The sequence below is a fragment of the Arthrobacter alpinus genome, from assembly GCF_001294625.1.
In the GTDB taxonomy this organism is placed as follows: domain Bacteria; phylum Actinomycetota; class Actinomycetes; order Actinomycetales; family Micrococcaceae; genus Specibacter; species Specibacter alpinus_A.
Map to the genome: position 1 here is coordinate 3,823,487 of NZ_CP012677.1, position 12,530 is coordinate 3,836,016.

Consider the following 12,530-nt stretch of genomic DNA (forward strand, 5'->3'; position numbering starts at 1 on the left):
GTCGAGCGTGTCGCGACCAAAGATCTCGACACGCTCAACCAGCGGGAAAAGGGTTAGTGGAACTGCTGGGCTTCGGTGGAACCAGCCAAGGCGAGGGTGCCGCTGTTTGGGTTCAGTGCGCTCGCCACCAGATCGAAGTAGCCTGTGCCCACTTCGCGTTGGTGTTTGGTTGCGGTGTAGCCGCGGTCTTCAGAGGCAAATTCGCGCTCCTGCAGTTCGACGTAGGCGCTCATCCCATCCCGGGCGTAGCCGTGGGCGAGGTCAAACATCGAGTAGTTCAGGGCGTGGAAGCCAGCCAGGGTGATGAACTGGAACTTGAAGCCCATGGCGCCGAGCTCGCGTTGGAACTTGGCGATGGTGGAGTCGTCCAAATGCTTTTTCCAGTTGAACGACGGTGAACAGTTGTAGGCCAGCATCTGGTCCGGGAACTCTGAGCGAATGGCTTCGGCAAACTTCTTTGCATGGGCCAGGTCCGGGGTGCCGGTTTCCATCCAGATGAGGTCGGCGTGGGGTGCGTAGGCCAGGCCGCGGGCAATGCACGGTTCGATCCCGTTGCGGACATTGTAAAAACCTTCGGCCGTGCGCTCGCCGGTAATGAAGGGCTTGTCGCGGTCGTCGACGTCGGAGGTGATCAAGGTGGCCGCCTCGGCATCAGTGCGGGCAATGATGACGGAGGGGACACCGGAAACATCGGCGGCGAGCCGTGCCGCGTTCAGGGTGCGCACGTGCTGGGCTGTGGGGATCAGGACCTTCCCACCCAGGTGCCCGCACTTTTTCTCGCTGGCCAGCTGGTCTTCCCAGTGCACGCCCGCTGCGCCGGCGGCGATCATGGATTTCATGAGCTCGTACGCGTTCAGCGGCCCGCCAAAGCCGGCCTCGGCGTCGGCGACGATCGGCACCAGCCAATCTTCCACACTCTGCTTGCCTTCGGAGAATTCGATCTGGTCTGCGCGAAGGAGGGCGTTGTTAATGCGGCGGACCACGGTGGGCACCGAGTTGACCGGGTACAAAGACTGGTCGGGGTAGGTGTTGCCCGAAGTGTTGGCGTCGGCGGCAACCTGCCAGCCGGAGAGGTAGATGGCCTTCAGCCCTGCCTTGACCTGCTGCACAGCCTGGTTGCCGGTGAGGGCGCCCAAGGCGTTGGTGTAGTCCTCGGGTCCGGCGTTGCGCAGCTGGTTCCAGAGCTTTTCCGCGCCGCGCCGGGCCAGTGTCTGTTCCTCGGTGACACGGCCCCGAAGCTTGACGACGTCATTCGCACCGTAGCTACGTTCGATCCCGTCCCAGCGGGGGTTGGCGGCCCATTCAAGTTCGAGAGCGGCGGCTGCCTGGGCGTTGCTCTGCTCCGGCGTCATTGCGGGTTCAAATGCTGCAGTCATGATTGTCGCTCCTTCTTGGAATGTGGTGTTGCTGTGTTCTTCTTCGTGATTTCCACTATTCAGGGGTTTTATCAACACTGCTAGGGGTAAAGGATGGAAAGATTGGCGCTTCTTCACGTATCCTAAAGAAATGACAAATGCAGGCTGGAACCTCACCCCTTCGACGCCTCGGGAGAACGACGGGGGCGCATCCAACGACGAGCTGGACATGATCGCGCTGGGGCGGCGGGTCAGGTTTCTGCGCAAGCAACTGGGTATGACCCTGGATGACCTTGGCGCCAGGGTGGGTGCCGCGCCGTCGCAGCTTTCACTCATTGAAAACGGCAAACGTGAGCCCAAGCTGACGTTGCTCCAGCATCTGGCCGGGGCACTCGGCGTCGGACTTGAGCAACTGCTGGGAGCCGAGCCGCCCAGCCGGCGGGCCGCCCTGGAAATCGAGCTGGAAAGGGCGCAGCGGGGGCCGCTGTACCAATCGCTGGGACTGCCGAAAGTCCGCGTCAGTTCGCGGCTTTCCACGGAGGTGCTGGAATCGCTGGTGGGCCTGCAACACGAACTGGAACGGCGGCTGGATGAGCAGTCGGCCACACCCGAGGAAGCCCGCCGGGCTAATGTTGAGCTGCGTATGGAAATGCGCGCCCGCAACAACTACTACCCTGAGATTGAAAGCCAGGCGAAGGACTTGTTGAAGGCCGTGGGGCACGACCGCGGGCCACTGTCCCACCACGTGGCCGCGGACATTGCCGAGCACCTCGGCTTTGCCCTGCACTATGTGGGGGATTTGCCGCATTCCACCCGTTCGGTGACGGACTTGAAGAATCACCGAATTTACCTCACGCAGGGCCAGCGCTCCGACCACGACCCCCGTTCCGTGCTGCTGCAGGCCCTGGGCCACTATGTGCTGGGGCACCAGACACCGCGGAACTATGCCGACTTTTTGCGCCAGCGCGTCTACACGAACTATTTTGCCGCCTCCTTGTTGATGCCGGAGCGGGCCACAGTGGACTTCCTCAAGGAGGCCAAGGCGGCGAAGGAACTGGCAATCGAGGACATCCGGGACGCTTTTGCTGTCTCCTACGAGACCGCCGCGCACAGGTTTACCAACCTGGCCACCGAACATTTGGGCATCACCACGCACTTCCAAAAGGTGCACGAGTCCGGGATCATTCACAAGGCCTACGAGAATGACGGCGTGAACTTCCCGGGCGACCATACTGGCGCCATCGAGGGGCAGGCCGTCTGCCGGTTCTGGACCTCGCGGGCCGTGTTCGAGGTGCCCGATAAGTTCCGGGCCTTCAATCAATACACTGACACGGCCGTGGGCACGTTCTGGTGCACGGCCCGGACCGAACGGCACTCCTCGGGGGAGTACTCGCTGAGCATCGGGGTGCCCTATGCGCATGTGAAGTGGTTCCGCGGCCGGGACACCACCGAGAGGTCGCAGTCCAAATGCCCGGACCCGGCCTGCTGCCGCCGCCCGCCGGTTGCGCTGTCGGCGCAGTGGGCCGGGAACGCCTGGCCCTCCACCCGCGCCAACTCACACCTTTTGGCTGCCATGCCGCAGGGCGCCTTTCCGGGCGTCGACGAAACAGAGGTGTACAAGTTCCTGGCAGTCCACGAAGGGCGGTAGTGCCGGAGGTTTCACGGATCGTTGCCTGACGTTCACCTGGTAAAGGTTCGCAAGCCCTCGCAGGAGCATAGCGTGAAGGTGTCAACAGCACCACGGCTCCCTAAAGTGAGGAACTACCATGACCACGAACCGGCTCCCCGTTGTTTTGACCCCAGAGCCTGCCAGTGATGAGGACGTTGTTGGCAGCAACGTTTCGGTTGTGAACGCGATGTACCAGGCTCTTTTGACCGCCGAGGAGATGGCCCCCGAAGCGCTGCACAGCTACTTCGTTGACTTTTACCTGGCACAATCACTCGACGGCGGATTCGCCCAGTACGTCTTCATGACCCCGGACCGGGTGGAACTGGACGGCTACATCCGCGAAGGGCTCGCCGCGATGGGAGCCTCAGGCCATCTGGAACTATTCAACCGCGCCACGGCGTTCTTCGACTCGCTCTCCGATGCCGACAAGGATGCCTACCTTGAAGGCGAGGCCATCGCGGATGAGCGCCCCGACGGCGTCACCGCCATGGAAGCCCTGGACAACGAGTTCGAGGAACTGCTGGAAACCGAGGACGTCACGGGCCTGAACGCCGCCTGGCTGCGCAGCCAGGATGGACTGCTGGTCCTGGACGGTGCCGAACTGGCAGCGCACATCGCCGCACGTGTTGCCGAAATCCCGGACCTGGCAGAGCGCCAGGCCGAGGCCGACAGCGCGAACACCCCCGAGTTTGAGGCCATCATCGGCGAGCTCTGCGCCCTCGCCGGGCACGACCTGGAGAAGATCACCATGGGGGACCCCAATTTCGAGCACAACGGCAAAAACGTGCTGGCCTGGCACTTCACCACGGATAAAGGCAGCTTCATCATGATCGAGGAGGAATCCGAAGCCCTCATGATCAACCCGGAAACCAAGGACGTCATTGCCCTACTCGAGTTCGATGAAGACGAGTTTGCCATCGCGTAGGGGCGCGCCGGGACGGCCAGAGGCGATTCTTTTGCGCAGATAAAGTCGGTGTGCGTGCCATACACCCGCTTTATCTGCCCAAACGATGGTGGAACCTCTCGGAATATGGCCGGACCCACAACTCCATAACAGCCGGGCCGGAACTGGACAGCAGCCAGGCCGTTTGTGCCACGGGCGGCACCCGCTGGGGGCGACGCGAAAAGCGGGTGCCGCCGTCAATTGCCGTATGGTCGAACCCATGAATGATCTCAAATGGACCGCCATCACACCTGCCAAAACCGCGTGGCAGTCGATGCCCTTTGCCCCCGGCATCTACAACATTTACCTGACAGGCGGTCTGCCCAAAAACGTGGAGTGGCCCGCCGAGTTGAAGCCCTTGAAGCGCGGGGACCTGATCTATGTGGGACGGGCGACGAACCTGAAAAGCCGGGCCCGACACCACGATGTGCAAACCTCAAAATCCACTTTCCGCCGCTCCCTGGCAGCCATTTTGGGGCTCCAAGCCCAGTGGCATGGAAAATCGGCACACCCGCGGCTGACGGACACCGACGAGGAACTGCTGAGCGCCTGGATGGTGAGCAACCTGGGCACCTCATTTTGTGTGGCGCCAAAGCTGGAGCTTGTCACGGACCTCGAAGATGCCATGCGCGCCGAACTCTGCCCGCCGTTCAACCGTGACGGACGGACACCGGAACAATTGTATGTTTCGGATGCAGCCGCCGCCGCGCAGCGCAACGCCCTGCGCGAGAGGGGCAAGCCGTCCGGGGACTGATCCCTTGACCTTGGCCGTAATCCCCAGCATGCTTTCAGTTACCAGCCGGTAGCCGGACCAGCCGAGGAATCGGCCTGGCCACGGCCCACCGTCTGGTCGCCGAGGGTGCCCACGTTTCTAACTCCGTACTCCGCGCCTTGGCTGGGTCAAGATCTATCCTTCGACAGAGCGGAGAAGCACATGAGCGGCGTTCCTTTCGCGGGCGGGATCGGCCCGGGCGCGAGCTTCCCGGATGAGGTCCAGGAGCTGCGCGCTCGCACACGGAACTTCATTCGCAGCACCGTCATCCCGGCTGAGCCGCGGCCGGGCCAAGCACTGAACCTTGCCGTCCGGCGCGAGCTGTCCGAGGCTGCTAAGGCTGCCGGGGTGTATGCCCCGCACGTTTCCAAGGACTTTGGCGGGCAGGGGCTGGCGGTGGAACATTGGTCACCAGTGTTCCAGGAGGCCGGCTATTCCCCGATTGGTCCGGCGGTGCTCAATTGCATGGCTCCGGATGAAGGCAATATGCACATGCTGCACCTGATCGGCACGGCGGAACAGCAGCGCAGGTACCTTGCACCCCTAGCCGCAGGCGAGATCAGCTCCTGTTTTGCCATGTCGGAGCCGCACCCCGGCGCCGGTTCAGATCCGGATGCCCTCCTCACCACTGCCATCCGCGACGGCAAGGGCTGGGTCATCAACGGCCGCAAACGGTTCACCAGCGGGGCCACATTTGCCAGCTTCGCGATTGTGATGGCCAGGACCGCCGAATCCGGGACCGCACCGGCCGGGGCCACCATGTTCCTGGTGCCCATGGCGACCCCCGGCGTCAGCCTGGGAGCGCCCATCCACACCATGGACAAGTACCTTCCAGGCGGCCACCCGCATGTGGATTTCGACGACGTCAAGGTCCCCGCCGCCGCCGTGCTGGGGGAGCCGGGGATGGGCTTCAAACATGCCCAGGTCAGGCTGGGGCCCGCCCGGCTGACACATTGCATGCGATGGTTGGGCCTGGCCCGCCGCGCCCTGGACATAGCCCTGGACAGGACCAACAGCCGCGAAATCTTTGGCACCCATATTTCGCAGTTGGGCATCGCGCAGGACATGATCGCCCAGTCGGTCATCGACATCGAGACCTCGGATGCCATTATCACCCAATGTGCGGCCTTGCTGGGAGTCGATCCCAGGTCCGGGTCAGCGCTGTCGTCGGTGACCAAGGTGCACTGCTCCGAGGCCGTCTACCGGATCATCGACAGGGCGGTCCAGCTGTGCGGCGGCGACGGCGTCTCCGACGGACTCCCTCTAGCCCAGTATCTGAACGAGGTGCGCCCGTTCCGCATCTATGACGGGTCCACCGAGACCCACAAGTGGGCCATCGCCCGGCGTGCGTCCGCTGCCAGGCGCCACGCCGTGGAGGCCGGCGAGCCATTCCAGGGCACGGTCAACGCTGACAGGTGGCAACGCTGATGGGTGCCCGCCAAGACGTGGTGGACACCACGGCGGAGGCGCAACGTCTTACAACGCCGCCCCTGCTGATCGTGGAGCGCGTGGAAGAGTTCTTAGACGGCGCAGGCCTGGGGGCGGGGCCCCTGCACATCCGCCGGATTGGCGAGGGACAGTCCAATGTGAGCTTTCGGATCATCCGGCGAGGGGCCGATGTCGTGCTTCGCAGGGGCCCGCGCCCGCCGCTGCCCCCGTCGACCCACGACATGATCCGCGAAGCCCACCTGCAACAATTGCTGGCGCCGCTGGGTGTGCCGGTCCCGAAAATCCTTGCCGTATGCGCCGACACACACGTCCTGGGCGTGCCGTTTTACGTCATGGATTTCCTCGAAGGCGACGTGGTGACGGACAGGATTCCGGCGCACCTGGACTCGCCGGCGCAGCGCAGAGAGAGCGGGGAGGCCGTTCTTGACATGCTGGTGCGGCTACATTCGGTGGACACCAGCCACGGCGAGATTGCAAAAGTTGGGCGCCCCGAAGGGTACCTGAAACGGCAGGTGGAACGCTTTGCCGGCCTGTGGGAGATGGGCGCCACGAGGGAACTGCCGCAGGTCCGGGCGCTGGCGCAGTGGCTGGAGGCGAACCGGCCGCAGACGCAGCGCACGTCCCTGATCCACGGCGACTACAGGATGGGCAATCTGATGTTCCGCAGCCACGGGGCCGTGCGCGTGCAGGCGGTCCTGGACTGGGAGATGGCCACGCTCGGGGACCCGCTGGCCGACTTGGGCTACCTCAGCGCAACGTGGGCGCAGGCAGGAACGCCGGCCACGTTGATGGAGCTGACCACCGTGACCTCCCAACCCGGCTACCCCACCCGGGAACAGCTGGCAGCCCGGTACAACGAGCATTTCGGGCTCGATTTATCCGCGCTGCCCTGGTATCAGGCGCTGGCCCTGTGGAAGGCGGCGATCTTCAGCGAGGCGATCTACACGCGGTGGCGCCAGGGTGAAGGCGGCGGGCACGACGGCGGCCAGGACGTTGGTGCGGTGCTGGAGGAGGGCGTGCCGCGGCTTCTGGACGTGGCCGCTGCCCACGCAGCGCGTTTGTAGGCTGCGGTCCGGATCAGGTGTGGATTGTGCCTGGGCCAACATCGATCAACCGGCGTTGGCTGACGGCTAGGACGGCCACGAGTCCGGCGATGGCGAGGGCCCAGCCGATGCTGACCGGGCCGGACCCCCAGTCCAGGCCGCCTCGCTGGTGCGAAACGGCCATCCAGTCCGCAAACGAGGCGCCGAGCGGGCGGGTGAGGACATAAGCCACCCAAAATGCCGGGACCGCAGGCAGGCCCAGCTTCCAGTACGCGAGCGCCGGGACCGCCATGGCAACGGCAAACAGGACGCCGGAACCCAAGTAGCCCAGGTTGAAGGTCATGGCGGTGAGATCACCGGCAGCGGTGCCCAGGGCAAAGGTGGCCAGCACGGTGGCCCAGTAGAACCCTTCACGGCTTCGGGAGGTGATGCTGTGGATGGACAGGGTCCCTTCCTTGCGCTTCCACAAGATGAACACAGCAGCAAGCACGGCGGCGTAGAAAACGGTGGACACCAGGTAGGGGACGCCGAGCCCTACATGGAGGACATCCGCGGCCATGGTGCCGAAAATGCTGACCATGACCACGGCCAACCAGTAGACCCACGGGATGTAAGCTTTCACGGCGAATTGCAGGCCCAGTGCGGCCGCAAACGCCAGTGCGCCAAGGCCGACGGCGAGTGCCGGGTCCAGGGTGTGCGCCAGGTAGTCGCTGGTGGTTTCGCCCATCCCGGTGGTCAGGACCTTGGTGACCCAAAAGATCGCCGTCACCTCGGGAACCTTTGAAATTAGCGGGGTCGCTGGCCGCGCGACCGTTGATCCGGGCCCATCCGGTGAAATCTCCTCAAGCATGATTTGGATTCTGCGCCAATTGGCTGGGAGCTACCCGTGAAGGGCGGCGACGATTACCGGAGCAGGGCCTTCAACCGCTTTGCGAGCGCACCCGCGTCAAAATGCTCCGGGTCGATGTTCTGGCCCTTACGCAGTCCCAGCCAGGCGCGGATGTTCTTGTGGTCGGGATGGCCTGGATCACGGGAAATGGCGAGCTTGTCCATCCAGCCATGCGCCCCGAACGAATCTTCCTGCGGTGCGTGGCCGCCGCCGTCGGTGCACCGGGGCAGCTCCCCGGGGGCGGCTGGCGGCAGGATGGCTTCCAGCGTGATGGTGTGCTCCCAGTCGTCGCCAAAGTCGTAATGGTAGTGCAGGGCTGAACCTGGTGCGGTCAGTAAGGAGTTCAGCGCAACATCCCTTTCGTCTAGGGGAGGTGTGCCCCAGTGATCGGCGTCGGGGTCGTCGGGGGCGTAGCGGACACCGGTGGCATGGTCTCCGATCCGGAATTCGTGCAGGTGGCGGTCTTCCCAGGCAAACAGGTGTTGGAGGAGGTCGTGGAGCTCGTCGAGGGCAATCTCGGCCGGGACCTCCACGCGGCGCCAGACGGGCGAGGTGATGTCATCGATTTGGATCTTCAGCTGGTAGGTGGCTTGTGACGGCGCACGGTTCGCGGACCTGGCAGCGGCCGCGGCCTCCGCTGCGAGTTCCTCGATCTTGTCATCGAGGAGCTTGAGCGCCGAGGCCAGCGGGCTGCGCAGCACGGGCGGGACCGTGATGTGTGTTCCGATTTCCACCAGGCCCTCCTCGGCGAACTTCCGTATCTGCGAGCCCACCATGATGGCCTCAAGTGCCTTGGGACCAGCGAGTGCGCTTGGTCCAAAGAGGAGCTCGGATTTCATCGGTTTGTTGGACGCCGCATCCGCCAGGGACAGGGCAACCATGACGTTCACTGATTTCTCGGGGTCGAAGGCCGCGTACGGAATGATGGAGTCGTAGAACAGGAAGTAGGCCAGCACCGCAGTGTCGTGGTCTGCTCCGGCCGGATTCTCGCGTAGCGCCTGGCCGATCTTGGTCAGCTTGACGTGGTTCGCGCTGACAGTGATCAGCCTGGTGTCGATCAATGCCTGCCAGTACTCCATCAGGGGTGGCAGCTGGATCATGGAGGTCACCGGTCTCGGCGCATCGGCAGCCGCCGTCGGGTCAGCCTTGGTGGTGGCGGCTCCCACGGCGTTCACGCCTACACAGGCCGCTGCCTCGGCAATGTCCTTGCGGGGCAGGAGCCGTGTGTCCGTCAACTTGCGACCCTCGCCAATCCAGGCCAGCAACGCCACGGCCCGGCGGACATAGACCAGCTGCGCCCGGGTCTCGCCGGCCTCCTGTGGGGTGAGTGGTGGAACGCTCACGTACTGCGACAGCTTGAGGCCAACCGCCGCGGCACGCTCCGGGTCCGTCATTCTCAGAAGTTGCGCCAAGTCGTTTTGCGTCCCCGCCCATGTCAGCGTGTTTTCCAGGAACTTCAGGAACGTGTGCAGGGCCAGGCCAATGCCCAGCCGCATCTCGGGGTGGAAGTCCGCCGCCGATCCCAGGATCTTGCTGGTCAGGGGGACGTCTATGTTCGTCGCATCGACGGCGGGGACGCTTTGGGCGTAGTTCTTGAAGAAATCCGCCAGCAGGCTGCAGAGCCAGTCCAGCTGTTCGGGATCCACTCCGGCTGCGGTGGCCCACGCGCGGAACCCGGGTGTTAGGGGTTCTAGGGCCCGCCGCGCCACGACGTCGGTGAAGGAGAGCACCGTCTTTGCGTCGGCGGCCGTGACCGGATTGCCAAAGCGGGACTTCTTGGACTTCGTGGCCACGGGATTCCTTCGCAGATGGAGACTGTATCCCTCAACCGTAGCTGGACGACGGCGGGTGGGGACATTTGCGCCTTGACGAGTCCCGCCGTCGTGATGAACGTATTGCCACTTGCGTGTGGCGCCGCACACATTTATGCTGATTGTGCACTATTAGAACAGTCCGTTCAGATAGTGAACAAGTGACACTGGCGGCGACTGAGCCGCACAATGTAGTGAGGAGCCCTCCTGTGCAGTTCCACCACCACGGCTATGTATCCGGTGACCCGCGCATCCAAGCAGCAGCGGGGACCGGAATTGACCGTCCCGCGGAGCTTCCCGACGAGGTGGACGTGCTCATTGTGGGCTCCGGCCCGGCGGGCATGCTGGCGGCGGCCCAACTCTCGCAGTTCCCCGGAATCACCACCCGCATGGTGGAGCGCCGCGATGGGCGCCTGGTAATCGGCCAGGCCGACGGCATCCAGGCCCGCAGCGTCGAGACGTTCCAGGCGTTCGGGTTCGCCGAACGCATCATCGCCGAGGCCTACCGAATCACCGAGATGGCGTTCTGGCGCCCGGATATAAAGGACCCCACACGCATCATCCGTGGCGGCCGCGCCGTCGACGACGCCACGGGCATCAGCGAATTCCCGCACCTGATCGTGAACCAGGCCCGTGTGCTGGACTACTTCGCCGAGGTTGCGGCCAACTCGCCAACGCGTCTGACTGCCGACTACGGCTGGGACTTCCAAGGTGTCGAGGTCACGGATGGTGTCGAGTACCCCGTGGCTGTGACGCTGGTCCGCAGTGCCGGGCCGGACGAAGGTGCCGAGCGCATTGTGCGGGCCAAGTACGTGATCGGATGTGACGGTGCCCGCAGCAAGGTACGGGACTCGATCGGCTGCACCATGGCCGGGGACAAGGCCAACCACGCGTGGGGGGTCATGGACGTCCTGGCCCGCACCGACTTCCCGGACATCCGCACCAAGTGCGCCATCCAGTCCCACGACGGCGGATCCATCCTGCTGATCCCGCGCGAAGGTGGCCACCTCTTCCGCATGTATGTGGACCTGGGCGTGGTGCCCGAGGACGACAACGGCGCCGTGCGAAACACCTCCTTGGAGACGATCATCGCCAAGGCCAACCAGATCCTACAGCCCTACACGCTCGATGTCCGCAACGTCGCCTGGCACAGCGTGTACGAGGTGGGGCACCGCCTTACCGACAGGTTTGACGACGTCCTTCCGCAGGATGTGGGGACCCGCACGCCGCGCGTTTTCATCACCGGCGACGCCTGCCACACTCACAGTGCCAAGGCCGGCCAGGGTATGAATGTCTCCATGCAGGACGGCTTTAATATCGCGTGGAAGCTCGCCCACGTCCTGGAGGGCCGCAGCCCGGAGAGCCTGCTGTCCACATATTCGGCCGAGCGCCAGGTGGTGGCGAAGAACCTCATCGACTTTGACAAGACCTGGTCCTCGCTGATGGCCAAGAAACCCGAGGAGTTCGATGACCCCTCGGAGCTGGAGGACTTCTACGTGCGCACCGCCGAATTCCCCGCGGGATTCATGACCGAGTACGCGCCGTCGCTGATCACCGGTGCTGCCACCCACCAGGGCCTGGCCACCGGATTCCCGGTCGGCAAACGCTTTAAATCGGCCATGGCCTCCCGAGTCTGCGACACCAACCCGATCCATCTGGGTCACCATGCCACGGCCGACGGCCGGTGGCGCATCTACGTCTTCGCCGACGCCGCCCCGGCCGGTGCCGCGTCACCCGCTTCGGAGTTGGCGCATTGGCTCGCCACCGCGCCCGAATCGCCCCTTGCGGCAACGCCGCAGGGGCTCGACGCCGACGCCTGGTTTGATGTGAAGGTCATCTACCAGCAGCGGCACGAGGACATTGACATCAACGCCGTGCCCGCGGTCTTCAAGCCGTTCGTGGGACCGTTTGAGCTCACCGACTACGAAAAGGTGTATGGGACGGTTTCCGGAGATGACATCTTCGATGTCCGTGGACTTAGCCGCGACGGCGTGGTGGTGGTGGTCCGCCCGGACCAGTACGTGGCTGCCGTGCTGCCGCTGACCGCGACCGCGGAGCTGGGCGATTTCTTCGGGCAGGTCCACACGGGTCAGAACGTCTAAAAGGCACGGGAAAGGGGCAGGTCCGGCAGTGGGTTCACTGCGGGACCTGCCCCTTTCGGCTGGGACTTTTGCTTGGGGCTTTTGCTTGGGATCTGCCGGGGCTACCCTAAGTCGACGACCTGGAATTCGAGCAGGTCCATGCCGCTGGCCACCGGTGCCTGGTCCGAGTGGTCGTGGCCGGCCCGCTTGGCGCGCCAATCCTCAAAGTCTTCCCGGGTTGCCCACTGCGTATAGACGAAGTAGCGGTCTTCACCGGAGACGGGGCGCAGCAGCTCGAATCGCTCAAATCCGGGGGAACCGTCCACCGAGTGCTTGCGGGCAGCGAAGCGCGCCTCCAGTTCGGACCCGGCCTCCACGGGGACGTTGAGTGCGTTTATGACAACGATGGACACGTGTGCTCCTTCCGGGATCCGGATCCGCCGGACCACCTGTCCTTCCACGCTACCGCAACACGGCCCCCGGCCATCTAGCCGGTGCCAAGATACCCCGCTCTCACG

10 protein-coding genes are annotated in these 12,530 nt (G+C 64.2%); 6 read left to right on the forward strand and 4 right to left on the reverse strand.

Annotated elements, in window-relative coordinates; all coding sequences use genetic code 11:
• Positions 1-53 precede the first annotated feature (53 nt).
• Complete coding sequence (aceA, locus tag AOC05_RS17505) at positions 54-1,376, reverse strand: isocitrate lyase (protein WP_062008777.1); 1,323 nt, start codon at positions 1,374-1,376, stop codon at positions 54-56.
• A gap of 130 nt (positions 1,377-1,506) precedes the next feature.
• Here aceA and AOC05_RS17510 point away from each other — a divergent pair, with 130 nt between their 5' ends.
• The 5 genes from AOC05_RS17510 to AOC05_RS17530 all read left to right on the forward strand — a co-directional run bounded on the left by AOC05_RS17510 (position 1,507) and on the right by AOC05_RS17530 (position 7,252).
• Positions 1,507-3,003, forward strand: a complete 1,497-nt coding sequence (locus AOC05_RS17510; RefSeq protein WP_062008779.1) for a helix-turn-helix transcriptional regulator — start codon at positions 1,507-1,509, stop codon at positions 3,001-3,003.
• Between the two features lie 118 nt (positions 3,004-3,121).
• Positions 3,122-3,949 (forward strand): DMP19 family protein, encoded by an 828-nt coding sequence (locus AOC05_RS17515; protein ID WP_062008781.1) that lies wholly within the window; start codon positions 3,122-3,124, stop codon positions 3,947-3,949.
• A gap of 238 nt (positions 3,950-4,187) precedes the next feature.
• Entirely contained in the window at positions 4,188-4,721 is a 534-nt protein-coding gene (locus AOC05_RS17520) for a GIY-YIG nuclease family protein (RefSeq protein WP_154604828.1), read from the forward strand.
• 180 nt (positions 4,722-4,901) lie between these two features.
• Positions 4,902-6,167 carry an acyl-CoA dehydrogenase family protein gene (locus AOC05_RS17525; protein ID WP_062008785.1) on the forward strand — a complete coding sequence of 422 codons (1,266 nt, stop codon included), beginning with the start codon at positions 4,902-4,904 and terminating at the stop codon, positions 6,165-6,167.
• The gene (locus tag AOC05_RS17530) at positions 6,155-7,252 is read left to right on the forward strand and encodes a phosphotransferase family protein (protein ID WP_231687142.1); all 1,098 of its coding nucleotides are present in this window, start codon (positions 6,155-6,157) and stop codon (positions 7,250-7,252) included. Before AOC05_RS17525 ends, AOC05_RS17530 begins: the two co-directional genes overlap by 13 nt.
• A gap of 13 nt (positions 7,253-7,265) precedes the next feature.
• Here the strand turns inward: AOC05_RS17530 and AOC05_RS17535 are convergent, their stop codons facing one another.
• Positions 7,266-8,081 (reverse strand): hypothetical protein, encoded by an 816-nt coding sequence (locus AOC05_RS17535; protein WP_082358064.1) that lies wholly within the window; start codon positions 8,079-8,081, stop codon positions 7,266-7,268.
• A 53-nt stretch (positions 8,082-8,134) separates the two neighbouring features.
• Positions 8,135-9,913 (reverse strand): plasmid pRiA4b ORF-3 family protein, encoded by a 1,779-nt coding sequence (locus AOC05_RS17540; RefSeq protein ID WP_062008789.1) that lies wholly within the window; start codon positions 9,911-9,913, stop codon positions 8,135-8,137.
• Between the two features lie 227 nt (positions 9,914-10,140).
• Between AOC05_RS17540 and AOC05_RS17545 the strand changes: the two genes are divergently transcribed.
• Entirely contained in the window at positions 10,141-12,033 is a 1,893-nt protein-coding gene (locus AOC05_RS17545; RefSeq protein WP_062008791.1) for an FAD-binding monooxygenase, read from the forward strand.
• A 101-nt stretch (positions 12,034-12,134) separates the two neighbouring features.
• Here the strand turns inward: AOC05_RS17545 and AOC05_RS17550 are convergent, their stop codons facing one another.
• Complete coding sequence (locus AOC05_RS17550; protein ID WP_062008793.1) at positions 12,135-12,425, reverse strand: antibiotic biosynthesis monooxygenase family protein; 291 nt, start codon at positions 12,423-12,425, stop codon at positions 12,135-12,137.
• Positions 12,426-12,530 lie beyond the last annotated feature (105 nt).

Excerpts from the sequence above, each read along its gene's own strand:
- aceA (WP_062008777.1), bottom strand. The coding sequence starts at position 1,376 with ATGACTGCAGCATTTGAACCCGCAATGACGCCGGAGCAGAGCAACGCC.
- AOC05_RS17510 (WP_062008779.1), top strand. The coding sequence starts at position 1,507 with ATGACAAATGCAGGCTGGAACCTCACCCCTTCGACGCCTCGGGAGAAC.
- AOC05_RS17515 (WP_062008781.1), top strand. The coding sequence starts at position 3,122 with ATGACCACGAACCGGCTCCCCGTTGTTTTGACCCCAGAGCCTGCCAGT.
- AOC05_RS17520 (WP_154604828.1), top strand. The coding sequence starts at position 4,188 with ATGAATGATCTCAAATGGACCGCCATCACACCTGCCAAAACCGCGTGG.
- AOC05_RS17525 (WP_062008785.1), top strand. The coding sequence starts at position 4,902 with ATGAGCGGCGTTCCTTTCGCGGGCGGGATCGGCCCGGGCGCGAGCTTC.
- AOC05_RS17535 (WP_082358064.1), bottom strand. The coding sequence starts at position 8,081 with ATGCTTGAGGAGATTTCACCGGATGGGCCCGGATCAACGGTCGCGCGG.